The sequence below is a fragment of the Pseudomonas sp. NMI760_13 genome, assembly GCF_021283245.1.
Classification (GTDB): Bacteria; Pseudomonadota; Gammaproteobacteria; order Pseudomonadales; family Pseudomonadaceae; genus Aquipseudomonas; species Aquipseudomonas peradeniyensis.
On the sequence record NZ_JAJSRC010000018.1, the window covers coordinates 19,599 to 44,003 of the forward strand.

At 61.1% G+C, this 24,405-nt stretch carries 11 protein-coding genes; 2 read left to right on the forward strand and 9 right to left on the reverse strand.

Translation table 11 applies throughout. The features are described from left to right. Positions 1-28 precede the first annotated feature (28 nt). From LU671_RS18305 to wecB, 7 genes are all read right to left on the reverse strand, one after another. Positions 29-5,764: an RHS repeat domain-containing protein gene (locus LU671_RS18305; protein WP_232856466.1), complete on the reverse strand. Its 5,736-nt coding sequence runs from the start codon at positions 5,762-5,764 to the stop codon at positions 29-31. Then, complete coding sequence (locus tag LU671_RS18310) at positions 5,761-11,190, reverse strand: hypothetical protein (protein WP_232856467.1); 5,430 nt, start codon at positions 11,188-11,190, stop codon at positions 5,761-5,763. The genes LU671_RS18305 and LU671_RS18310 overlap by 4 nt, the downstream gene beginning before the upstream one ends. A 119-nt stretch (positions 11,191-11,309) precedes the next feature. Continuing rightward, complete coding sequence (locus LU671_RS18315; RefSeq protein ID WP_232856514.1) at positions 11,310-12,401, reverse strand: GGDEF domain-containing protein; 1,092 nt, start codon at positions 12,399-12,401, stop codon at positions 11,310-11,312. Between the two features lie 132 nt (positions 12,402-12,533). Further along, on the reverse strand, positions 12,534-13,379 hold the full coding sequence (locus LU671_RS18320; RefSeq protein WP_232856468.1) for a DUF4434 family protein: 846 nt from the start codon (positions 13,377-13,379) through the stop codon (positions 12,534-12,536). Next, positions 13,379-16,381 carry a phage receptor gene (locus tag LU671_RS18325; RefSeq protein WP_232856469.1) on the reverse strand — a complete coding sequence of 1,001 codons (3,003 nt, stop codon included), beginning with the start codon at positions 16,379-16,381 and terminating at the stop codon, positions 13,379-13,381. The genes LU671_RS18320 and LU671_RS18325 overlap by 1 nt, the downstream gene beginning before the upstream one ends. Beyond that, positions 16,378-18,552, reverse strand: a complete 2,175-nt coding sequence (nfrB, locus tag LU671_RS18330; protein WP_232856470.1) for a cyclic di-3',5'-guanylate-activated glycosyltransferase NfrB — start codon at positions 18,550-18,552, stop codon at positions 16,378-16,380. Before nfrB ends, LU671_RS18325 begins: the two co-directional genes overlap by 4 nt. Beyond that, positions 18,549-19,703 carry a non-hydrolyzing UDP-N-acetylglucosamine 2-epimerase gene (wecB, locus tag LU671_RS18335; protein WP_203647108.1) on the reverse strand — a complete coding sequence of 385 codons (1,155 nt, stop codon included), beginning with the start codon at positions 19,701-19,703 and terminating at the stop codon, positions 18,549-18,551. Before wecB ends, nfrB begins: the two co-directional genes overlap by 4 nt. Before the next feature lie 315 nt (positions 19,704-20,018). Here wecB and LU671_RS18340 point away from each other — a divergent pair, with 315 nt between their 5' ends. Then, a complete protein-coding gene (locus LU671_RS18340) occupies positions 20,019-20,456 on the forward strand; it encodes a PACE efflux transporter (RefSeq protein WP_232856471.1) in 438 nt (145 codons plus the stop codon). A gap of 644 nt (positions 20,457-21,100) precedes the next feature. Then, the gene (locus tag LU671_RS18345) at positions 21,101-21,853 is read left to right on the forward strand and encodes an AraC family transcriptional regulator (RefSeq protein ID WP_232856472.1); all 753 of its coding nucleotides are present in this window, start codon (positions 21,101-21,103) and stop codon (positions 21,851-21,853) included. Here the strand turns inward: LU671_RS18345 and LU671_RS18350 are convergent. After that, complete coding sequence (locus LU671_RS18350) at positions 21,823-23,253, reverse strand: efflux transporter outer membrane subunit (protein WP_232856473.1); 1,431 nt, start codon at positions 23,251-23,253, stop codon at positions 21,823-21,825. The genes LU671_RS18345 and LU671_RS18350 overlap by 31 nt on opposite strands. Before the next feature lie 16 nt (positions 23,254-23,269). Beyond that, positions 23,270-24,022 (reverse strand): helix-turn-helix transcriptional regulator, encoded by a 753-nt coding sequence (locus tag LU671_RS18355; protein ID WP_232856474.1) that lies wholly within the window; start codon positions 24,020-24,022, stop codon positions 23,270-23,272. Between the last annotated feature and the right edge of the window lie 383 nt (positions 24,023-24,405).

Below are 24,405 nucleotides of genomic sequence, written 5' to 3' on the forward strand. Positions count from 1 at the left end.
GTTGATTACATTCCGTCAGATCCAATGCCTAAGGGATACGCTTAGGTCTGTAGTTGCTATAGGGTTTATTACTTTTAAGTACCGATAGATAAACGCTGGAAGCGTTTCTGCCCGCCTCGCGCCCGGCCTCCATGAGTGCAGCGTCCTGGGTCATGGTTAAGTAGGTAAGTTCATTGTGTAGTGTGTCGGCTTTGTGTTCTAAGTTTGCGACTATTTGCGGGCCTTTGGGGCCGAGATCATTTATTGCAAGCTTGTGGGTAAGGTAAGTGCTCTGGGCTTTTTGATAGTTTGTATGAGTGATCGAGCGCGTTTTGATGATGGAGTCGTAGTGGCTCAGGGAGTTTTCATAGTGCATTTCAACAATGGGGAAGAAACCAGCGTTGTTTCGGTTGCCTAGCTTTTCTACCAATTCACTCGTGAAGCATCCGGGGTTGCGAGAGTCAGGTACAAGGTCCCATGTGCCGGCTGATTCGATAAAGCCTGTCGAAGTGACACTGCCTTCATAGCCTTTTATGGGCGTTCCGGAGCTTGCGTGGAGTTCCCTCATTATTGACGAGTTGCCGCCCGTCGCCGAGTCGCACATGACCAATTCAATCTCGTCGAAGTGCTTTGGGTCAAGGTTGGATCGAATAAGACGGTCATTAAGGTCGTGGCCATCCCAATACTCGCTGTGGACTTTTGGTTCAAGGGCGTGACTTGCTGAAGTTTCTGGTGACGTATCGTGTAGTAACTTATGTGCGGCTCGCTTCTCGATGCTGCTTTCTACGCGTATCATATAGCGGGCTTTATGCCCGGGGGCGCTGACATTCGCCGTGTGGCCAAAAACCTTTAGCTTCAAACTGGGCATGGTTATTTTCGGTTCAAACGATCCTATTTTATGCAGGGATGCTGTACTTGCCCCCTTCGGCTCTAACTCGAAAGCCTTTGCGCCCCAACGCCTGGCAGCTGATCTATAGCGGTTAAAGGAGGCGATCTGGTGATCAAAAACTTCTTGCAGGACATTGGCCTTCAGGAGAAGTTTTTTATTGAGCTCTTGTAGCTCGCTAACGGCTAGAGCATGCCGGCGCGCGCAACTGTTGATCAGTTCGTGATGAATTCGTGTGTACAGATCGTGGTGCGATATTCCGGGTGTATTTTTTGCTTTGTTCAAAATAAGCGCTACATCGTTGCCGTCACCGATTAGTTTTGCCAGGGAAAGCAGGTGGTCCGTTTTGTGTTGTCGTAGTGTGGCGGCGGCATCTGAGGTGAGGGTGGTTTTAAAATAGTTGTCCAGAAGTTGAGATTGTCTTAGTTCTTCACCTGTGTGTGGAGAAATTATCTTGTAGGGCGTGTTCCTCAGATCGGTTATTGCCAGTGATTCGAGGCGTGATGTTGCCGTTCTTATCTCTGTGGCAATGGCAGAGGATTGTTCCAGTGTGTCCATGAACTCAACAAGCTCGCCTTGCATAGCTTTGTGGCTATCTGGTCTGGCAATGGCCATCATTTCCTTATCGTCTGCCATGGCGGAGGTGGCACTTAAACGTCGGCCAAATGCCTGTTTTTCCGAGTTGCGGAAGAAGAATTCGCTGTGCTGTGTTCTAAGACCGACAAGCTCTTCATGAGCTCCTTTGAGAGTGGCAACTTGTTCAAATGCTTGATTGTGTTGCTGCTTCAGGGCGCAGAAGTTGTGATGTTCTGCGGTGGCGCGCAGGTTAATTCCCTGCATTTCTTTAACTTCCATTGATATCAGGGCTGCATCCTCACCAAGCGCCTGCGTGCCGCCAAGGGTTTTGGTGAATTTGTTGATCTCGTCAGATATTTTTTTCATGTCCTGAATTTCAGCAACGTTACTGGCCACCGTGTTGCCGATTCGAGACTGCTCCACAATGGCGTGTAGGTTGCCAGGGCCATGTGGATTAACGTTCAGTGGCGTGAAGAGCCTCTGCTGACCTGCCCATGTCGTGATGCCGAGTGGGTTCTCAAGTAGATGATTGACATCACCCGCCGCACTGCCCAGGTCGAACATATGGTCTACTTGATTCACAGCGTTTGCTGTACGTGATTTGCTCGCACTACTGCCAATGTTGTGCAACTTATCTAGATTATCACCACGCGATCCCAGGCGGCGAAAAGCGTTGGATAGGCCATTAAATTTAATGGCTGCCTTTATTTGTTTGGTCTGACGCGCAAGCCAAACCAATCCCTGGCCCAATTTCTTGATACCTGTTTTTGCGAGGTCGGCAAGGCCAACAGCGAGAGCCGCGTATCCCAGCGTCTTCGACAACCTGGGGTTTGTATGTCGGGTTGCCATGCTCGCGATATCCAACGCGGTACTGACGACCAGTAGCGTGAGGAGAAAGACCGCCATGGCGCCGCCTGTCATCAAGGCGGTGACGACACCTATCACGACGAACACGCCTAGAAGCACCCACTCCCACCACGCCGCTCGTTCATGAACTGGAGGAGCTGTCTTGCGAATCATCTCATCGAGGCTTGCCAGTTGGCTCGCAGCACCTTGGCGACTGATCATGAAGTGGCCACTAGGGTCCTGCCAGTTCACGGGATCACCTGAGCAGTAGCCGCGGTCATTCAGGCCGCCCAAGCCGAACGGGCTCCAGTCATCAGGTTGCTGGAAGTGCTTTTCGCTGGGGGCATAGCTTCGGTAGCCATTACCCAGGTGGTAACAGCCGGTGATCGGGTCGACGCGTTGTCCGTTGTAGCCGATACCTTCAATATTGTCGAACTGCTCGAGGCAGGTTTCACCCCAAGGGGAGAATGTTATGCCCGCCCGAACCCACTGGCCATCCTCAGCAAGGTGATACTGGTCGCCGCTGCCATCTTGAGGATCAAGCAGGTTGAACAACATCCTGCCGTTTGTGTCGCTGTCCGAGGAGTCGAAAACCTGGGCAAGTAGCCCAGTTTCCTCGTCCAGAATACGCCGCTTGATGATTGTGCCTCGCTTATCCTGCACGATCTCCATGCAAAGCCGATCACCGCTGTAGGCCAGCACATGACGCTGTTTTCGCACATGGTCCCACTGGCCGATCAGGCGATCATCGGCATCGTACTCATAGGTGGTGAGCAAGCCGGACGCATCGGACACTGAAGCCAGTCTGCCAGTCGGTGTATAGCTCTGGTTCTGGCCGCGCTCGTTAACTGACAAATTGCCATTGGCGTCATAGCCCAGTTGAACTTTGGACTGTGATATCTGCTTGCCTGCGCGGTCCAACAGCGTGATGGAGACACTTTCCCGTCGCGTCGAGTAGTGGGTGTGGTAGGTGTAGTCGCGAATTTCGGTCGTACCATCGGCCCGTTCACTGCGGCATTGGGTCAAGTTGGCGATCAAGTCATATTGATAGGATTGGCTGGACAGTACGTTTCCGCTGCTGTCCAGGACCTTGTCACCGTCCTTGGCATCAATCGACCAGCCTGTCAGCCATCCGCGTACTGCGTCGTATTTATAGGTCTGGGTGCTGGAAGGGGTGGTCCCACCGTCCCGATAAATGGATTTGCTGGTCAGCTGACCCGTCGGTGACCAAACCCGTTCATGGCGGACCACGGTTTCTCCGGCAAGGCGATACTCACGCGAGGACTCGTAACCGAAAGCATCGTATGTGCTGTTCATCTCGAGATCGTGGTCTGCGCTACTGCCTTTCACCTGCACCCTCTTGATTTCACCCAATGTTGTGTATTCGTAAAGATATTCCATACCCGCACGCTGTACGCGACGTACTTGCCCATTGGCGTTACGCCAAATCTGCTTGTGTACGCCACTGGCCAGGCGTACATGCTCAATTTCACCACGCAAGCTGCTATGAACCGTATGCCGGAGGCTTGCCCCCCGTGTCTGCTGCCGAACACTGTGTGTACCTACTACTGCAGCCGAGGTCGTCAGCTCGGTGTTGTAACCTTGATGTTCACCGAACGCATGGCGCTCCTTGCTAATTGCATGGGCGATTGGCGCTCGCTTGAAACTGAACAGCAGGGTTCTGCGTGGAGTTTTGCCGGCCTCGCACGGGTATTCGGTGAAATAGTCGACGCTTTCGCCATCTGCGTTCAGTTCTTTCACGATCTTCGAGCTGTCTGGAAGAACGGTACATTGCTCCTGGTACTTATAGGTGAGCCCTCCCTCGGTGGCAGCGTTGCCGCGGGTCATGGTCAAGACCTGCTCCCCTTTTAATCCCTTTTCTTTCAGGGTCCGGCTGCCTATTACACGGACTTCCTTGCCCTGGCGGACGGTTAGTTTTACCGGGCTCGTTGCGTACCCTTGATAGTCATATTCGATGGTCATGTCGCCAGGGCAGTGTTGTTTCGTTTTGCGGTTGAGGGCGTCATACTCCATGCGCCACAAACGGGTTGTGGGTTGAGATCCAGTTCCGTCCGCACTAGGGACCACTTCCGTCAATTCCAGCACGCGACCAAATGCATCAATTTTCTTTTTTGAGTCAATGCCTTGGGCAGTTTTTTCGGCTCCATGGCTGCTCCAGCGTTGTTGGTGCAGACTGAATTGACCATCTGCGTAGCTGGTCAAACTCTGTCGAACAGTGGAGTGTGTTTTTTGATTGATGCTGCCCAAGCTGTTCTCAGTAACTTGTGTTGTGTTACCGGTCGAATCGGTCGTGGTACTGGAGCTCTTGCCATGCCAGAACCAGTCCTTCAGGTTATTGGGCAATTGCAGGTTGCGCTGGCGACGACGCAAACCGCCAGGCAGGTAGTCATACAGGTTTTGCTCCACAATGTTGCCGCAGGCGTCATAATGGGTTTCGTGGAGCAGGCAGTAATTGTGTGCAGTCTGGTCGGCCCCAGGATACCGCTGCAGCTCATGGCGAACGGGACGCTGAAGGCCATCGTACAGCGTCCGGCCACAACGGCCATCCGGGCCGGTTACGGTTACCCAGGTCCCATTGCCCGTCTCTTCTCGGCGAACCCCTAAGTCCGTGGCTTGGCTGTTGACGCCTTCGGTAAAGGTTGTTGCGTCATACGCCGTAATGTAATTGCCGTTTTGACGACCCCTGATGTCATAGAGATGATGGAACTGCGAAACAGGGCGCCCCAATTCATCTTGGTGCGATTCACGCAGAAGCAGACCACTTAGCGCGCTGCGTACCTGCTGCGACAACACGGGTTGTAATTCAACGCCCTCTTCAACTAAATGGGTTGTGGTGCAGGACAGGTGGGTGTTACTTGCAGCATGGTGGCTGAATGTTTCATTGAGGGCGTGCGTGAGGCGTGTGCTGTTGTCGTTGTACCAGGTGGTAACCGTCTGTTGCGAACCGCTGTGATCCAACGCCCGAGTGCTTTGTTGCAGGGTAATTCGCAGACCTTCTCCGTCCTTCATCTTGCTGACGGTCCAGGGCGACGTCTTCGGATCTACTGCGATATTTTCCAGGGTAAGGACCGTGTTGGGGATCAGTATGCCTTTGCTATCGAGCGTTACCAGGTGATAACCGAACAACGTCATTTTGGCGGACAAGGCACTGCCGTTCGGCGCTCGGAAAAGCTGCAACAAACCCAGTAGTGGAGGTTGACGCGTGTCAGGGATGGACGGGCAGCAGAATTGCAAAGCATCGAGAAGCGCTGTGCCATCCGCCATTTTGAACTTGTTCAATAAACCATTGAGGTCTGGCACGGACTTGTCAGTGCCGCCGCCACCTGCGGTTGATGGCTTTAAGTAGTAGTAACTGTGGGTATCGCTTTCATCGCTGCAGGTGCGAGCAACCTGGCCCAGTGCATTGTATTCGAAGGCAGTCTTCTCCGTGACAACCGACTTTTTTTCAGTGCTCATGATTGCGGTTCCTCGTTGGCTTGCTCGCTCACATCTTCGTAAGTGATATCAGTGGCAATAGGCTGGCTCAGCAGTAACGACTTGATTTGGCTGTCGGTAGCCTCGGTGGTGTCCGGATAGGTGTTGGTGGTGGTGCGTCGAATGCTTCCGGGGGTTTCTTCCACGATCGCAAGTGGAAGCTCCATGCCGTTTTTCACGCCCCAGATTCGCTGGGTGAAGGGCGCCCCGTTCGGGGCATTCACCTCCAGTGTCTCGGTTGAAGTGAAGCGACCATTGCCATCGCGCGGGTCATAGTCGGCCCAGCGCCAACGGTGACTGATGGTTGCCTGGCCTGCCCCGGGAACCAGCGTGTGCCGCGCTACACGGGGCAGGGGTGTGGTGGGCGCCTCATTGGGCCAGAGCTGGAGATCTTCCGGGTCAGGTTCTTCGGTTCCAGGGTCACCTGATGTTCCTGTCTCCCAATCTTCTTCAGGGAGCTCTAACGAGTCATGGCGACGCCGCGGTTGTTTGCGTCGAGGCACCTGTGGCTCGTAGCTGACAACTTCCAGAGAGCCATCTTCTTCCCGAACGGAGCAGAGGACTCGATCCAGAGCTTTGTCAGGTTGGTAGCCGTATTGAACCTGTTGGATTGCCGAAGATTGTTCATCAGCCTTGCGCACGAGGGTCCTGAGCAGGCAGTCGTCTATCGTCAGCGTAACCTGATAGGCTTCATGAGTGCCTGGCCAAACATGAAAAGTGCTGGAATAACGACCTGATCTAATCGGCTGTTCGTGTACGGCGCGGAGCAAGCAGGTGGTTCCGCTCTGGACATTGAGCAGCCGAACATGGCCCTGCCAACCTTCCCATGTCAGTTCCAGTACCCCACCTTGTGGGGAGGTGATGCTATTGGTGGTGAGAATGAACGCTCTTCGTGAAAACTCCCAAAATTCTTTCTCGAGGTTGTCGCGCGAGCTCTTGAAATCGTCTTTCTGTTTGTCGGTAATTTCCTCGTTGTAGATCCAATGGTTCAGGTTGTTAAAGATACTGGATAGTTTTGCCCATACAGTCTCGCGGTACTTTTCGCCTGCCTCTTTGCCATCATGTACAGCCGGCTTGGCCAATACTTCCACGCGATGTGACAGGTAGGTGATCGTCAAACTGGACAAGCAGGTCCACTTACCGTAGAGCTTCCCGTCTGCGACACCGTGGCTGAGTCGACAGAATCCCTTGTCGAGTACCTTGTCGGGTTGAGTGCACAGCTGGTAAACGTCATCTGTTGTCAACTGGATGGTTTGGCCCGTACCGAGCGTGAGCATCCGTAGGCGGTTGTCGAACGAGGAGAAACGGAACGCCCAACCATCCCCCAGTGCGCCCTCGTTGGCGCGGCGTGCTGAATAGTGGATGTTCAGTTCCACCACGGGACCAAGTCCCTCCACACCTTGCAGCGTGGCGATGGGGTAATGGGCATGGAACAAGCCGGTTCGCGGGTCGACACCATTTTCAACGACGCCGCTGACGTCATAGACCTCCGACTGGACCGTGTTGCTGTAGTCGGCGCACAACGAGTCTTCTGGTATGAATGCCCGGCCGCGCAATGGCGTCTCGATACAGACTTGCCTGCCACCTTGGCTGAGTGCCTGGTCGGTGGTGAAGTCTGCCCACGCCAAGGGAGAGGGCCCAGTCGCTCCAAGACTGGGCCATGCCGGATAGTCAGGTAGATGCAGGCCAATGCTCAAGGCGTTCTCGCTGTCGGGTTCAACGTGACAGGAGAGTAGGCGCACGCCCGCCGCGAAAACGCCTGGCAGCAGCCTTAGCCTGAAGACCGTCTGCGATTCAGTGGTGACCACTGCAACTGAAAGTTCTCGGCCGCTGCAGTGCAGGGGTATCAGCGCGCGAACTGAATAATCGAATCCAAGCAGCCAACGATACGGCTCACTGAGCTGTTGCCCATCATCCAGGCTGAGGCGATAGTGCAGTGCGCCTTGAAGCATGCCTTCATCCAGCAGTTCCAGTGCGTCGCGTAAACGGATATCGCTATGCAGCTTTGGCAGTGGTTGCAGGCGCTCATGAAGGCCGCCGATGGTCATGGCCTCTCTTAAATTTACGAGCTTGGCATCGTCATCCATATTGCCTACCCGGTCATTAGTACGAACCAGTCCAACCAGGTCCCTGACCACCGCCTTGGATGCTTTGAAGTCCGAGCCCAGATAGGGCGTCCGTAAGGGGGCTATCCAGTTTTCCTTGTCTTGGCAGTTGAACCATTCGATGTTGCCCGCCAGAAAACTCCCTTGTTTTAGCAAGCGATCGTGGACCGGGTGAGGGTCGCTAAAGTCAGGGGTGGAAATCGAAGCGGGTGTAGTTGTGGTTTTGCTGTGCTGGAAGTACTCAAACTTCAGCATGCCAGAGCCCTGTCTCAGCCATATCTTGCAGGACTGGGGATCACTAAAGTCCCAGGTACTATGGCCGACAAGTGCAGGGCTGACGGCAATGAAGTCAAGTTCGCTCTTCAATGAGTAGCAGAACAGAACGTTGTATAGACCGCGAAGCCAACTGCGTTTGTCGGTGACGCTACCATCCGTGGCGGGTACATAAGTACATCGGCTGGGCTGACGGGCAGCAGTAGGGATAACCACGAGGGCGGTAGATGGTGACTTGTACCAGTCAGCTGGGCACACGGATGGACCACCGTACTCGCTAATGGCTTCTTCCCAATGAGAAGACAACATTGCAGGGTCGAAGGTGACGACGGTATCGGACGATTGATTTTGGAATCTAGCCGTGTAGGGGAGGTCAGTATCGGGAATATCGATGGAGATGCTATGCCCCCAAGCTACTGTCTTTAGGGCCTTGGTCAGCTCGTCGACCCATTTTGCTGGCTCTCTGTTCGTCGTTGTGCCTTTGAACTTGAAAGGTGAGCCCGGCAGCATTTGCCCTGTTGTAGAGTTCTTAGCAAAAATGAGGTACTCGCTATCCACTTTTAGCGGATTAACGTTGGCCTCTACCGGAGGCCACTGCCCCGTGTACTTCAGGGGCTTGGTCGGTACGCTGAGTAGGACAGTATCCATTTCCCCCTGGCGGGGCACCCACAATTTCCATTGTTCGAAAGGGCTGCCGGGCAGGTCCCATGCGTTCGCTTCTGGTCTATTCGCTGCAACGGCAACGCTGATGGGGTCCTGAGCACGCAGGCAGTTGTAAAGACCGCGTGTCCAGCTCTCCAGATCATGTGCCTGCCCATTGAGTTCAGGGGTGTAGGAGAGATACCTCCATGGCATTTGCGTTTTCCGGTCCCTGAGAATGATCTCCAGAGCACCGTAGGGTGCTTGGTAGAGCGAAGACAGTAAAAGCGGTTCGTCATCCTCGTTCATCACGCAGGTCCAATCCAACACGGCCCCCTGCGGGTCGTCGAACCAGATTCTCAATACCAAGTTCGGTGTCCACCACACACCTTCAGTTGCACTGTTGTCCAATACACCAGCGCCTGGTTCACTGGCGTTGCCCAGCCGAATGTAGTCCGCCAGTGGTGATGCCATCAGCGCTTTGGCGAGGGCTGCTGGCCAGGCAGTCTTGGGGCACTCCTTGACACTGGGTCTGAACACGAACGGCGATCCCGGCATCGGTTCGCCTGTGAATGGGTCGTGCACATGCAAGACCATGCGCTGTCCTGCTTCGAAGGGCTTGTTCGCTTCGAAACGAGAGTGTTTTTGCCAATGCAATGGCTGGACGGTAACGGAGAGATCCGACTCCTGGGGAATCCAGATACCGTTGTTGTTGGCACTGGGCACTATCCAGGTCGAGGATCCGAATAATTGTCCTGCCCTGAGCCAAGCACTTTGCGTATTGAGAAAGTGGCACAACGCGGGTGCCCACTGATGTGCTTCGAGAAGGAAGTCGGCTGGTGTGAAGAAATGGTTCTCCAGCAAGCGCTGGGTAGTGGCGTCGCGTACCTGTACACAAAGTCGAGTACCAGGCAGCAGGTCGGTGGCCGGTAATAACAAGGCACACACCAGGTTGGCCATGAAAGGTGCCGTAGTGGTGACACGAATGTCACTGCCGTGGCTCCAGAGTCTGCTTACCGCATTGCGTGCTTCGTCGTTCATGGCGGCAAATGCAGTGCTGTCGGGCGTGTCAGTGGCAATGCCGAAGGCACCGTCAACCTCGTTACCAATACAGATAGGTGTGTCAAAGCGGGTGTCAGCAGCGTTGATCCGTTTTGCCAGCTCGATCGGCCACTGATTGCGCAGATGGTTCTGTTTGTCGGCGGTCAGGCTGATTTGCTCCAGTACCGCGCCGGTATGGATATCCTGGGCGAATACATGCAGGGTCTCGCCGATTGCCAATGAGCGATCAGCCAGCAAGTAGCCGGGGCTGGTCCATTTATCCGTCGCCGTAGGGCGGGTGGTGTACTCGAAGCCGACCGTATCGGGCAACCAGTCATCCCACGCGTCGCTCGGGGCCTGTGTCCAGTTGAACAACAGGGGAGGCGGAGGAAGCGCCCAGCCAGGCAGGGCCTCATCCAAGAAACCCGACCGCTCGGAGTTGCGGTCTATTTGTGTTTCATAGATAAAAAGCTCGATGGACACGAGCTTGCAGTGCTTTTCAATCAGCGCAAAGAGTTGCTCGGGCAAGGTCTGAAGAACATCGGCTGCAATTTGTCCTCCATGGACAAAGCCAAGCACCTCCTCACCGGGTTTTTCCCGCAGCTGCACTTTTTTCTTGTCAGTTGAAACGTAGTACTGAAGCAAAGCTATGCCGTCGCAGCGCAGTGTAGGTGTATCGTCGGGCCAGACTGCCGGAAGGCTCAACAGCAGCATGTCTGGTTCGATTTCAAGTGCCTCCAAAGTCTGGGATGCGGTCGAGATCGTGAGTAAGACCGGCTGAGGTAAACCAGTATTAACGCTCCGCTTTTTTCCGGTGTGAAGATCAAGAAAACCGGCCCCAGGCGCCGGAAGCAGAAGCATCGATCCATGCTGCTCGATTGTCAGATAGGCATCTGCATGCAAGGTTGCCTTGAACCACGCATTGCTGTTTGGCAATTGCGTTAACAGAGAGCAAAGCGTTGCCTTGGCGAAGTATTGTGTCGGGCTGCCTTCTTCCTGGATATTGAAAGCGACCAGCCTTTTAAATGGATCGGCCAGGGAGAGCACGCCCATCCAGGCATCTCGATAAGCGTCAAGATCAAGTTGCTTAGGGTCCACATCCAAAGCCGGTTGTGCCGCATAAAGTTTATCGTCCAGATCCATCCACGGCTCTGCCTGCACGCGGCGCACGATAATGGCGACCCCTTGCATCGGAAGCGGAAGCACGAATTCATGGAATTCTAATGGCTTGGCGCTGACTGAAAGCGCATTGCTGAGCGTTGCGGCAGTATCGGTAAGCCCATGGTAGTGGGTTGCTGAGCTCGAAAACCATGCATCGTCGCTGCGGCCTGCGTCTGTTTGCTGAGTCATCACTTGCACTTCCATTAGAAAGAGACGGTGGATGACATTTCAATCGCTGCGACAGGTTGGTACAACTGACAGAAATGATAGGTGGCACGTGTTCGGGCGAATGCTGTCCGCAGATGTACTTAAAGCGTTCTTGCCATTTGGCTCGACCACAGTACAAAGCGATCCTTGCCACTGTGCTTGGCCTCATACAACGCCTGGTCGGCGCGCACCAGCGCCATGGTCAGGCTGTCTCCCTGGTTGACCCGTGCCAGGCCGATGCTGATGGTCACCGAATGCTCTACAGCGTCTTCGCGCACCCGCCGACACAAGTCCCCGACCTGCTCCTCAGCCCCTTGCTCACTCAGCCCCTGGAAGAAGATCGCGAACTCCTCGCCGCCCAGCCGGGCGATCTCGTAGCCGTTCATTGCCGCCTTGATATGTGCCGCCACGCGCTTGAGCACCTCGTCGCCGATGTCATGGCCGAAGCGGTCGTTGACCTGCTTGAAGTTGTCGATGTCGATCATCGCCAGGAACTGCCCGGCGTCCGCCTGGCGCAGCTGCTTTTCGGCCTTGGCCATGAACGAGCGGCGGTTGGGGATTTCAGTCAGGGCGTCGATGTAGGCCTGTTCCAGCAGCACCTTGGTCAGGTAGAAGTTGTGCAGCTTGGCCTGGCGGATGCGCAGGTAGCTGTAGATCACCAAGCCGCTGAGGAACACCGCGTAGCTGAGCAGCATCGCGCCCTCGAGCTCCAGGGCCTCGATACGCGTGTGGTAGAAGGGGTTGAGCATGAGCCAGGTGATGGCCATGGCGCAGAAGAACGACCAGCGCCGCACCGGTAGTACCGAGACTGCGTAGAGCACCGTCGACACCCCGAGCACCAGCCACACCGGGCGCAGGACGATGGGGATGCCCTCGATCACCAGGCGCATGGCCAGGGTGATCACTGCCACGAACAACAGGTTGAGCACGTCGAAATGCTGGCTCTTGCGGGTGAAGCCCAGGACCACGCAGAGGCTGCACAGCAGGGCGATGAATATCCCCGACAGCCAGGTGAAGCCCTGGCCGCCGAGGTAACTGACGATCAGATCGAAGATCAGCCAGATGGCGATGCCGATGCAGAAGATCAGCAGGCAGAAGCGGCGCATGGCCTCGAATTCGTGCTGGCGGAACTCGGCGCGCAGGGCGGCGGGGGCGACCTGTTGGCGGATGTGGGCTTCGAGGGTTTTGTACATGGGGATGGTGTCTGTGGCCGTGTAGGAGCGGCCTTGTGCCGCGAAAGGGTCGCGCAGCGGCCCCAGGAATTCAGCGTTCATGCAAAGATCGTCGGGGCCGCTACGCGCCCCTTTCGCGGCACAAGGCCGCTCCTACAGCGAGTCCGATTTCAGCACGTCCTTGGCCCAAGGCCGGTAGCGCAAGGCGAACACAGCCTCTGCGTGGCAACCTCCGTTCAGCGTCGGCTGCGCCGGTTCCGCGCGGAACGGTTGCCCCGGCTGGCTGACCTGGCGAAACGCCTCGCGCACGATACCCACCCGACAGGGCAGGGCCTGTTCGTAGCCCTTTCGCACCAGCGGCGCCAGGCGACCGGTGCCGGCACCATCCTGCCACCACACGTTCAGGCCAAGACTCGCCAGTTGGTCCAGCCACGCGCCATTGACCCGAGGCGACAGCTGGCCGGCGCTGAAGGCACTGATATGCAGAGGTTTGTCCAGTTGCCGGTTGAACGCCTGCAACTGCGTGTACAGCGCATCGCGCCTGGCCGCATCGCGAAAGTGCAGGTCGTCCAGCTCCAGCGGCAGGTACCAGCCGGCCACCGGCAGCGCCCAGTCGGCCTTGAGCTGCTGGTACTGGGTGAGGGAGCGGCCCAGCTGCGCCTTGAAGTAGCTGTTCAGGCCTTCGCCGTCGAGCTGTTCGAGCCGTTGGTAGTAGGCCGGGTCCATGTACAGCCCCAGCACCAGCTCCAGTCCCTGGGCCCGCGCCTCACGCAGGCTGCCGGCGAGCCAGCCGTGGGCGCCGCCGAAGTCGCTGTCGCCGTAGGCGCTCCATTGCACGATCAGGGTCTTGCCACCTTGGGCCTTGGTGGCGCGCCACAGTTGTTGCCACTGGGCCGGCGTGACGCTGGCATCGCGGTTGAGCGGCTGGTAGAACAGGCGCTGGTCGGCCTGGGCGGGCAGGCACAGGGCGAGCAGGCAGAGCGCCAGGAAGGTACGCATCAGAAGTTCATCTCTACACCCAGCAGCACACCATTGGCGCGCTCGTAGAGGTTGCCGCCCAGTGCCTGCTGGTACTCGGCGCGCACTTTCAGCGAGCCACGGTAGGCGTTGTAACGGTCATCGTCGAACCACCACTGCCAACGCACGCCGACCCCGGCGCGGGCGTCCTGGCGCCAGTCGTTGCTCGGGTCCTGGCTTGAGAACTCGAGGAAGCCGTAGGGCATGATGGTCTGCGGCGACTGGCTCGGCAGTTTCCAGGCATGGCCCTGCTGGAAGCGCGACAACCAGGCATGATCGCCGGCCCGGGTCCACCAGGCGGCGTCGAGGTAGAGGAAACGCTCGTCCCAGTCGTCCTCGTCGATGCGCCAGTCATTGCGGTACCGGCCCTGGTCGAGGAACGAGGCAGTGGCACGCAGCAGCAGGTCGTTGCTCGATTCGGCGTTGTGGCGCAGGTCGCCCCAGTTGCCGCCGACCTTGGCCGGGCTGAGCAGCTCGCCCAGGCTCAGGCCGCTGTAGTGCGTGCTGTCGATCTGGCGCTGGTGGTACAGCTCGGCGTAAAGGTTGAGGTTGGCCTGGCCGAGCGGCTTGTAGCGCAGGCCGACGCCGGTGCCCATGCTCTGGGCGTAGTCGGTGCGGCTCTGGCCACCGAACAGCACGCGGCCATACACCGACAGGGTGCTGCCGTTGCGGCTGGGCTCCTCGCCCAGGGCGTGGTCCCACATCGCCAGTTGCACGTTCTGCGATTGTGCCCGGCGTGAGCTGCCGGCGCGCGCGCCGTCGTCGAGGAACTTGTCGTTGGTCGAGGTGCCGGCCGGCGACCAGGTGCTGGCCAGGGTGATGGTATCGCGGCGCGACAGCGCTTCATGGGCACGGCGCTGACGGTATTTGCGCGCATCCAGGCTGCCGTACTCGTCGTCGCCGTCGACCAGGTTGCGTTCCACGTCCAGCACCCGGCGCAGTTCGCGGCGGGCCGAGGCGCTGTCCTCGGCCTCGTCGTAGCGCAGCGCCAGGGTCTCGCCCAGGCGGTAGTCCTCGGGGAAGTCGCGGGTGGCGCGTTCCAGGTAGGGTATGGACTGGCGTCGTTGCTGCTTGTCTGCCGAGCCGGCCAGGCGCATGCCGTAGTCGGCCCGGTAGCGCGGCTGGTCCGGCGCCAGGCGCACGGCCTCGGCCAGCCAGGCGGTGCTCTGGGCGCTGTCGCCGGCCTGCTGGGCGGTGCCGGCGGCGGCGTAGTAATGATCGGCACGCGGGGTGTGGCGCAGGGCTTCGCGCTGGAAGGCGAGGGCCTGCTGGGTGTCGCCCTGGCGCTGGGCAATGGCGGCGCCCAGGGCCCAATCGTCGGCACTGAGGTGCGCGGCCGCGTCCCAGTGACGGCGGGCGACATTGGCGTCGCCGGCGTTCAAGGCACCACGCGCCGCGGTCAGGCGAGCATTGTCGGTCCAGGCGTCGGCCGGCAGGCTGTTCCAGATCGGCAGCGCCGCCTCGGAGTCGCCCGAGGCCTCCAGCGCGTAGGCCAGGGGCAGGCGGCTGCCTGGGTCGCCCAGACGTTCGGCGGCCTGGTAGTAGATGACGGCTTCGCCGGGCTGGTCGGGCATGGCGCAGCGGCCCAGGGCGCGATACTGGCCAGCTTCGCTCGGGTTGGCCGGGATGGCCTTGCGCACCGCGTCGCACTGGCCGGCCTCGGCCAGGCGGGCGAGCAACAGGCCGCGGGTGGCGGCATCGACCTGCGGCACCAGGGCAAGCATGCGCGGGGTGTCCAGTGGGCCGTCGTTGCGCGCATAGAGGTTACCCAGGCGTTGCAGCAGCGAGGGCGTCAACCGACCCTGGCGGCGGTCGTAGGCGTTCTCCAGCAGCTGCCGGGCGTGTTCGGCCTGGCCGCGTTCGAGCAGCATGAACGTGGCTTGTTCCAGCGCCGCGAGGTCGCCGGTCTGGCGGTAGCGTTGCTCCCATTGTGCCGCCGTGCGTGGCTGCGGCGGCTGCGCGGCTTCACCGTACAGACGCTGCTTGAGGATGGCGTAGCTGCGTGGATTGTCGCTTGCCTGGCACTGGGCGAGCTGCTCGCGGGCCAGCTTCAGGTCCTTGTGCGACAGCCAGTCGACGGTCTCCAGGCACGGGCGCTGCAATTCGTTGCTCAGCTGGCGCACCAGCGCCGCGTCGTCGCCCTCGCGGGCCAGTTCCCAGAGTTGCCGGCGCTGTTCGGGATGTTGCAGTTGATCGGCGGGCAGGCTCTGCAGCCAACGCTCGGCCTGCTGGTTGTGGCCCATGGCGATGGCGCGGTTGGCCATGGCCAGGCGGGCGTGGGTCGCCGCCTCCTGGGATGGCGCGCTGGCCAGCAGCTTGTTCAGGCCCTTTTCATCGACCTGCTGGATATAGGCGTTGGCCAGGCGCTGCCAGTCCTGCGGCGGCAATTCGCCCTTGTCGGCCAGGGGTTGCAGCTGGTCGATGGTCTCGCCCCAGTTGCGCAGTTGCTCGGCGAAGTTGGCCCGGGTCATGCGCAGCACCATGCCGTCGTCGCGCACCGGCAACTGGTTGAGCCACTCCAGGGCCTTGGCCGCGCCACCGAACTTGGCCAGACTGACGCTGTACGCCTGCCACAGGCGCACGCGCTGCTGGCCCTGGCTGTCGGCCAGCCAGGCCTCCACCTGGCTCGCCGCGGGCGGGTCCTGCTCGATCCAGGTCAGGCGCAGTTCGAGCAGGGCGTCGGCGTGCTCGGGGTTGTCGTCGAGGTCCTCGGCGATGGCCTCGGCCTCCTTGTAGCGGCGCTGGTGGGCCAGGGATTCGGCCAGCAGGGCGCGGGCCTCGTTGTTGTTGGGCACGCGCTTGAGTACATGGCGGGTCAGGCGCTCGACCTCCGCCCAGTTGTCCTTCTGCGCTTCCCGGTAGCCGCGCTCCATGAACGGGTAGCTGGTGAAACGCTGGAAGTCGGTCATCGGCTTGGTCGGCGCGGCCAGGGTGGATGAGCACAGCAGCAGGCTGGCGAGGGTCAGGGAAAGACGGGGCGTCATGCCACCTCCCGGGTCAGTTCATAGGCGGCCTGCTGTTCGCTGGCCTGCTCGGCGAGGGCTTGCTGCAGCACCTCTTCGGTGATGATGCCGCGGGCGATCAGGTGCTCGCCCAGGCTCTGCTGCTCGGGGCTGAAATCGATCAGCGCCTGGTTGAACAGGGTCACTGGTACCATGCCGCGCACCTGCAACAGCGTGCCGAGCATCACCTGGTGGATGCCCACCTGCTCCAGCAGGGTAGCGTCGTCCTGATGACGTTCGAGTACCGCGAGCATTTCGCGGGTCTCGGGCTTCTGCCAGGGGCTCGGGTAGTGGTAGCGCAGGCCCAGGGTGACTCGACCTTGCGGCGCCAGGCGGGCGCGCACCGGGCGCTTGAGCTGGCGGCTGATCACGCCGAGCGAGACCTGGCTGACCGGGCTCTCGCTGGCCAGCACCAGGGTGTCGCCGTCTTCGTCCACCGGCAGCACGCCGTAGTGGGTGGCGAGTTTGCGCGGCAGCTTGGCGATCAGCGCAGGCTCAATCTTGAACGGGTTCAGCGGCGCCCAGGGCAGGTCCAGCTGTTCAGCCAGGGTCTCGACCAGTTGCTCGCTGCTCAGCCAGCCGCGCAGCAGCAGCTCGCGGCCCAGGCGCCGGCGGACCGGGCTGGTGATGGCCTGCTCCAGTTGGGTCTCGGTTATCAAACCTTTCTCCACCAGGCGCTGGCCCAGCGGTGTGCGCGCAGGCGCGGCGAGGGCGGGGAACTCGTGGGTGGTCTTGTCCCAGGCCACCCGCCGCGAATCGCCCATCTCCATCACCTGGCGCAAGGCGCGCAGGTTGGCGAAGAAGTTGACGAAGTTGCTCCACATCATCCGCGGCGCCGACAGCAGGCCCTCGAAGATGCCGTAGTAGCGGGTAACGAACCAGAACCGCTGGAACAGGCGGTTGAACAGCAGCAGGCCGTTGAGCCACAGCAGCGTGGTCAGCAGCTTGCTGTCGCTGAGGATCGACATGAAGCGCCACGACTCCGGCGCGATCACCGTGACCAGCCACATCGCCAGCAGCACCAGCAGCAACAGGTTGACCAAAAAGCTCAGCAGGTAGGCGAACAGCCCGCGACGGTCGCGCCAGAGGAAGTAATTGAGCGCGCCCTTGCGGCTCCAGCCGAGGTTGCTGGTGCCCTGGAACACGATGCCGACGATCCACCGCGATTTTTGCCGGATGGCGTGCTGCCAGTCCCGCGGGAAGTGCTCGCGCACGCAGATCACCTGGGCGAATTCGCGGCTCATGCCGGGGCGCCAGTCCTGCTTGAGGGCCAGCGCCGGGTCGGTGATGGAGTAGCGGGCGAAGATGCACTTCATGCCTTTTTGCTTGAGGCGAAAACCGATGTCGTAGTCCTCGGTCAGCGATTGCACGTCGAAGGCGATGCCGTCGCCGTCCTCGAGCAGGGCACTGATCGCCCGGCGGCTGAAACAAGTGCCGACTCCGGCGCTGGGCACCTGGCCGGTGAGCGCCTCGCGCACGATGACGTCCTTGCCGTGGTTCTCGGCGAACTCGTCGACATAGTGGCCGGCGGTGAAGCCTTTCCATTCCGGGGCGTAGGGGTACACCGGGATCTGGATCATGTCCTTGTTCGGCAGCAGGTAGTTGAACAGGCGCAGTTCCATGGGCGAGATGACGTCCTCGGCGTCATGCAGGATGAACCCGGCGAACTCGATGCGCGCGTCCTGCTGGAAGCGCAGGATGGCGTCGATGATGTTGTTCAGGCAGTCGGCCTTGCTGGTCGGGCCGGGGCGGGCGCAGACCACCTTGTGCACATTGGGGTAGTGCAGGCACACGGCGTCGACGTCGGCCTGGGTCTGCGGGTCGTTGGGGTAGGTACCGACGAAGATCTGGTAGTTCTCGTAGTCAATGGTCGAGGCGGCCAGGCGCGCCATCTCGCCGACCACGCCGACCTCGTTCCAGGCCGGCACCATGATCGCCAGGGGCTTTTCCGGCACCTCGAACAGGCGCTTCTCGTCGGCCTTCTCGAACTTGTCGTAGATCCGGAAGCGCCGGATCAGCTTGCGCCCCCAGTAGCACAGGTCGATGAACAGGTCGTCCAGGCCGAGCACGAACATCAGTGTCGCCAGGATGATGGCAAGGATCTTCAGGCCGAACAGGACATAGGTGAGGAAATCGATGAAGACCAGGCTCATGCGTTGTCCCGTGCGGCGGATTGCTCGGCGAACCAGCGGCTCAGGCGTTCGGCGATGCGCTCGCTGGCGTGGCCGTCGCCGAAGGGGGTGAACACCTGCGCCATGCGCGCGTAGGCGTCCGGGTTGTCGAGCAACTGGCTGGTCTCGTGGACGATGCGCTCGGTCAGGGTGCCGACCAGCTTGACCGTGCCGCCCTTGAGCACGGCGGGACGCTCGGTGACCTTGCGCAGCACCAGCACCGGCTTGCCCAGGGCGGGCGCCTCTTCCTGCACGCCACCGGAGTCGGTGAGGATGATATGGGCGCGGTTCATCAGCCAGACGAAATGCGGGTAGTCCTGGGGCGCGACCAGGTGGATGTTGTCGCGGCCGGACAGCACGCTGTACACCGCGTGCTGCACCTGCGGGTTGAGGTGCACAGGGTAGAGGAATTGCACATCCGGGTAGCGCAGGGCGAGCTCCGCCAGGGCCAGGCAGATGCGTTCGAAGCCGCTGCCGAAGTTCTCCCGGCGGTGGCCGGTGATCAGCACCATGCGCTGGTCGTCGCGCAGCACCTTGAGCGGGGATTCGGGCGCGGGGCGCCAGTTGTCACGGTGCAGCTTGTCGCGCATCCACAGCAGGGCGTCGATCACCGTGTTGCCGGTGACCTCGATATGCTCGGGCGGCACGCCCTCGCGGATCAGGTTGGCGTCGGAGTCGCGGGTGGGGGTGAAGTGCAGGTCGGCGAGCACGCCGGTCAAGCGCCGGTTGGCTTCCTCGGGCCAGGGCTGCTGCAGGTTGCCGGTGCGCAGGCCGGCCTCGACATGGCCGATGGGAATATGCCGGTGGAAGGCCGCCAGCGAGGCGATGAAGCTGGTGGTGGTGTCGCCGTGGACCAGGACGATATCGGGCTTGACCTGCTCGTAGGCGCGGTCGAGCTTGTCCAGCAGGTCGCGGGACAGGCCGTTGAGGGTCTGGTTCTGGGTCATCACCTGCAGGTCCTGGTCGACCGTGAGGCCGAAGGCGGTCAGGACCTGCTCGAGCATTTCGCGGTGCTGGCCGGTGGAGCAGATATGCAAGTCGACCTCAGGCCAGTCGCGCAGGACGCGGGCCAGCGGGGCCATCTTGATCGCTTCAGGGCGGGTACCGAATACCATCATCACGGTGTAAGCCATCGTGTAGTTCCTCGTTCGATTCCCTGGACGAAGTTGTACGACGTGTCGCCGCTTGCCAGTCATAGATACAAGCAGTCGATCACGGGGTTGTCCAATGCGCGGCCTGCGCCGGACGGTGCGGTGCAGGCGCTTGCGGAAGTGCCACGGAGGCGGGGGTCGTGTCGGCACTTGACGGGCCGGACGCCAGGGAGGGGTGGTGCGGAAACGTTTATGCTAGCTTTTCTTGATTGAACGGTCAGTCAATAAAGTATTTCCGGCTTTTTCTTACAGCCTTCTTCTTGTAGCTTTGTAGGTCTTTTCTTCGGGGAGCTGAACATGCAAGGCAAGGCGCGCAAGGTCGTCCAGGCCATCCTTTACGAGGCCATCGCCGTGGCCTGCGTGGCGCCGGCGCTGGAGCTGGCATTCGGCGCCGGCATGACCCAGTCGACCGTGCTGTCGATCCTCATGTCGGGCATCGCCATGAGCTGGAACATGGCCTACAACTGGGCGTTCGAGCGTTGGGAGGCACGCCAAAGTCAGCGTAGCCGCACCTTCCTGCGGCGCCTGCTGCATGCCCTGGGCTTCGAGGGTGGGCTGGTGCTGATCCTGCTGCCGCTGGTGGCCTACTGGCTGGATATCGGGCTGTGGGCGGCGCTGGTGACCAACCTGGCGCTGTTCGTGTTCTTCTTTGTCTATGCGTTCGTGTTCCAGTGGGGGTTCGACAAGGTCTTCGATGTGCCGGTGTCGGCGCAGGAAGTGGCCAAGGGGTGTTGATGGCGGGGATTGTGTAGTGGCGCAAAGGTGTTTGGCGACAGGATTGCAGCGCCTATGAGATCGAGCGCCGCCCGCGCGGCGCATCGCGCCGCAAGGCCGCTCCCACATTTGTTTCGGGCCAGTCAATCCTGTGCCATCACCTGGTCCGCCTTGTCGGTCCGACGCAGATTCGGCGTGGGCACCACTGCCGCCCCGCACGACTTGAGACATGCACCAAGGCGGGCGCCGCCTCATTCACAGGAATAATTGGCCCGAAACAAATGTGGGAGCAACTGTCTTGCTCAATTTTTAGAATCTGGCGCGATCCCTGTGGGAGCGGGTTTACCCGCGAAGCAGGCGACGCGGTGCCTGGCACCGGCTATGCCGGTGTTCGCGGCTGAAGCCGCTCCCACAGCGACCGCGCGGCCCTCAAGCCACGCGCCACGCCTGTGGGAGCAACTGTCTTGCTCAATTTTTAGAATCTGGCGCGATCCCTGTGGGGGCCTTGCGTCGCGATGCACCGCGCGGGCGGCGCTCGATCTCAAGAGCGCTGCAACTCTCCCGCCGAACACCCCGAAACACCCCACCATCCCCAATTCCCCCGATTTCCCCTTCACCCCCCACATCGCCATAATCCCCCCTCCACCCTAGCCAGACCCGCACCAATGCCGCGCCCGATCATCCTGCCGCTCGCCGAGAACTACCGCCATGGCGAGCACATCGCCCCGCACTGCCATGACCGCGCCCAGCTGATCCACGCCATCAGCGGCGTGGTCACGGTCAGCGCCCGTGAAGGCAGCTGGGTGGTCCCCCCGGGGCGCGGGGTCTGGGTGCCGGCGGCGGTCGATCACGAGCTGCGCATGGCCGGCGTGGTGCGCATGCGTACCTTGTTCGTCGACCCTGGCGCGCGCCCGGACCTGCCGCGCCAGTGCCAGGTGATCGAGATATCGCCGCTGCTGCGCGAGCTGATCATCCGCGCCATGGACATCGCCCCCGACCACCCGGCCCAGGGGCGCGAGGCGCGGATCATGCAACTGATCCTCGACGAGCTGCGCGTGCTGCCGGTGTTCGCCCTGCATGTGCCCAGCCCGCACTCGACGCATCTGCAAGGCCTGTGCGAGGCCCTGCGCCAGGCACCGTCCGAGGACTGGAGCCTGGCTCGCGCCGCCGCCCACAGCGGCCTCAACCCGCGCACCCTGACCCGCGCCTTCCAGCGCGAGACTGGCCTGAGCCTGGTGCAGTGGTTGCGGCGCATGCGCCTGCTGGCCAGCCTTGATGCCTTGGCGGCCGGGCAGTCGGTGCTGGAGGTGGCGCTGGACCTGGGCTACGACAGCCCCAGCGCCTTCAGCGCGATGTTCCGTCGCACCCTCGGGGTGTCGCCGTCAGTCTACTTCGGCAGGGCCGCGGAGCGCTGGTAGGCCAGCCCCGGCGCCTCGTCCCAGCCGCCGCCCAGCGCGGTGAACAGGTTCACCTCGGCCAACAGCTGTGCCAGGCGGTCGCTGATCAGGCCCTGCTGGGCACTGAACAGCGAACGCTGGGCGTCGAGGAAGGTCAGGCTGCTGTCGATGCCGGTGCGGTAGCGGTTCTCGGCCAGGTCGTGGTAGCGCTGGCTGGCCTCCACCAAGGCGCGTTGGGCCTGCAACTGCTGCTGGTAGGTGCTGCGCGCCGCCAGGCCGTCGGCCACTTCCTGGAAGGCGGTCTGGATCGACTTCTCGTAGCGTGCCACCTGCATGTCCTTCTGCAACTTGGCGTAGTCGAGGCTGGCACGCAGGCTGCCGGCGTTGAACAGCGGCAGGTTGACCTGCGGCTGGAACAGCCAGGTGCCGCTGCCGGCATCGAACAGGTCGGCCAATTCGCGGCTGCTGCTGCCGGCGTTGGCGGTCAGGCTGATGCTCGGGAAGAACGCCGCCCGCGCCGCGCCGATATTGGCGTTGGCGGCCTGCAGCTGGTACTCGGCCTGGCGGATGTCCGGGCGCCGTTGCAGCAGGTCGGCGGGCAGGCCGGCGGGCACCCGGGCGATCTGCTCGTCGGCCAGCGGCAGCGCCGGCAGGCGTTCGTCGACCTGCGCGCCGACCAGGCGCTGCAACTGGTTGAGGTCCTGGGCGGCCAGGCGGGTGTAACGCGCCACGGCAGCACGGGTGCTGTCGACGCGGGTGGTGGCCTGGATCTGGTCGAGCGCCGACAGGGTGCCGGTGCGGCGCTGGCGCTGGGTCAGGCGCAGGCTCTTCTCGTCGGCCAGCAGGGTCTGGCGCGACAGGGCCAGCAGCTCCTGGTCGGCGCGCCAGGTCAGGTAGGCGCCGGCGACACTGCTGAGCAGGCTGAGCTCGGCGCCACGCCGGGCCTCGTCGGTGGCCAGGTAGTTGAGCAGGGCCTGGTCGCTGAGGCTGCGCAATCGACCGAACAGGTCCAGTTCATAGGCGCTGATGCCGACGGTGGCCGATTGCTGGGAACTGATCATGCCTTCGCCACCGGTGCGCCGCCGTGGCAGGTACTGGCGCGTGCCTTGGGCGTTGGCGGCGATCTTCGGCAGCAGTTCGGCGCGCTGGATGCGGTACTGGGCACGGTAGGCCTCGGCGTTGAGCACGGCCACGCGCAGGTCGCGGTTGTTGACCAGCGCGGTGTCGAGCAACTGGCGCAGCACCGGGTCGCGGAACACCCCGCGCCAGTCGCCGGTCACGTCCGTGGCGGGTGGCCCGCCCCGGTAGGCGACACCCATGGGGTACTGCTCGGCGCTGGGCGAGAGTGGGCGCTGGTAGTCGGGGGCGAGGCTGCAACCGGTCAAAACGAGAGCAAGCAAGGGCAGGGTGATTCGCGGCATGACAGGGTCTCTGGGGTCAGGTGCCGGCCATCCAGCGGGCCAGGCCATGGCGTCCGCTGACGCCGAGCTTGGCGGTGGCGCGTTTCAGGTAGGTCTCGATCGAGCTGTTCTTCACATTCAGGCGCTGGGCCATCTGTGGCACGGTGGCTCCGGTGAGCAGGCCGATGCACACTTCCTGTTCGCGGGTGGACAGGCGGATTGCCTCCTGCTCCAGGCGCTCGGTGAAGACCTGGCGCAGCGAGCCGGCCTCATCCGCCTGCAGGCTTCCCGGGCGGCGCTGGGCGGCCTGCAGGAACAGCTGGGCATGGTGCTCGACCAGAGGCAACAGGGTGTCGGACAGGCGCTTGAGCAGCGACAGTTCGGCCAGGGAGAACATCCGCTCGCTGCGCTGGCGATGACAGCAGATGACCCAGCGCCGGTCGCCGCTGCGCGACACCAGGTTGCACTGGTGCACGGGGGCGTTTATCTGGATCAGCAAGGGGTCTTCCATGCGCATGATGCTTTGCAGCAGGGGATGGCGCAGCTGCGCCTGCGCGGGCGTCGCCTCGGGCAGGCCGGCGCTGCCCAGCACCTTGACCTGGCGGATGCTGGCCTGGTCGCTGTCGAGGGTCCATTCGCTGAGGTCGAGTCGATGGATCGGTACCTGGTCGTCGATCAGCTGGAACATCTGTTCGGCGAAGGTGGCATCGCCGGTGCTGGCAACCAGTGCGCCCAACTGCAGGTACAGGTGCGGGTCGTGGCGGTGTTCGAGGCTGTCGATCAGCTTCATGTCGTTGTCTTCCTTGATCCGGTAACGCGGTGGGTCTCGCGGTCGAGTCCTCTCTGTGCTGGGGCTTGGCGCTATTGAATAGCAGGCTCCGAGCCTGCGTCTGTAGCGGAAAGCGGGGACAGGAAATGCCAAATTATCCGACAAGAAAAGTCGGTATTTCCCCGGGCTCATGCAGCTTGAATCGATGGATTGTCGGACAATTGGCGCCAGAAACCGACCAGATCGCCGGCGATTGCCCCGCCGGCTGACAGGGGTAGGCAGGTACCGGCTGCCGACTATCGTCAATTTCCTACAAAAGATTCAGCAGGCTCAGGCGGAGCGAAAAGGTAATGGCCAATGTCCGGGTTTGGGGGGCCATACAGGGCGCGGGGTGGGTGCTTGAA

What these genes read in the sequence shown, in the direction of transcription:
- LU671_RS18340 (WP_232856471.1), top strand. Translation starts at nt 20,019, where the DNA reads ATGCAAGGCAAGGCGCGCAAGGTCGTCCAGGCCATCCTTTACGAGGCC.
- LU671_RS18355 (WP_232856474.1), bottom strand. Translation starts at nt 24,022, where the DNA reads ATGAAGCTGATCGACAGCCTCGAACACCGCCACGACCCGCACCTGTAC.
- LU671_RS18315 (WP_232856514.1), bottom strand. Translation starts at nt 12,401, where the DNA reads ATGTACAAAACCCTCGAAGCCCACATCCGCCAACAGGTCGCCCCCGCC.
- LU671_RS18320 (WP_232856468.1), bottom strand. Translation starts at nt 13,379, where the DNA reads ATGCGTACCTTCCTGGCGCTCTGCCTGCTCGCCCTGTGCCTGCCCGCC.
- LU671_RS18325 (WP_232856469.1), bottom strand. Translation starts at nt 16,381, where the DNA reads ATGACGCCCCGTCTTTCCCTGACCCTCGCCAGCCTGCTGCTGTGCTCA.
- LU671_RS18350 (WP_232856473.1), bottom strand. Translation starts at nt 23,253, where the DNA reads ATGCCGCGAATCACCCTGCCCTTGCTTGCTCTCGTTTTGACCGGTTGC.
- nfrB (WP_232856470.1), bottom strand. Translation starts at nt 18,552, where the DNA reads ATGAGCCTGGTCTTCATCGATTTCCTCACCTATGTCCTGTTCGGCCTG.
- LU671_RS18310 (WP_232856467.1), bottom strand. Translation starts at nt 11,190, where the DNA reads ATGACTCAGCAAACAGACGCAGGCCGCAGCGACGATGCATGGTTTTCG.
- wecB (WP_203647108.1), bottom strand. Translation starts at nt 19,703, where the DNA reads ATGGCTTACACCGTGATGATGGTATTCGGTACCCGCCCTGAAGCGATC.
- LU671_RS18345 (WP_232856472.1), top strand. Translation starts at nt 21,101, where the DNA reads ATGCCGCGCCCGATCATCCTGCCGCTCGCCGAGAACTACCGCCATGGC.
- LU671_RS18305 (WP_232856466.1), bottom strand. Translation starts at nt 5,764, where the DNA reads ATGAGCACTGAAAAAAAGTCGGTTGTCACGGAGAAGACTGCCTTCGAA.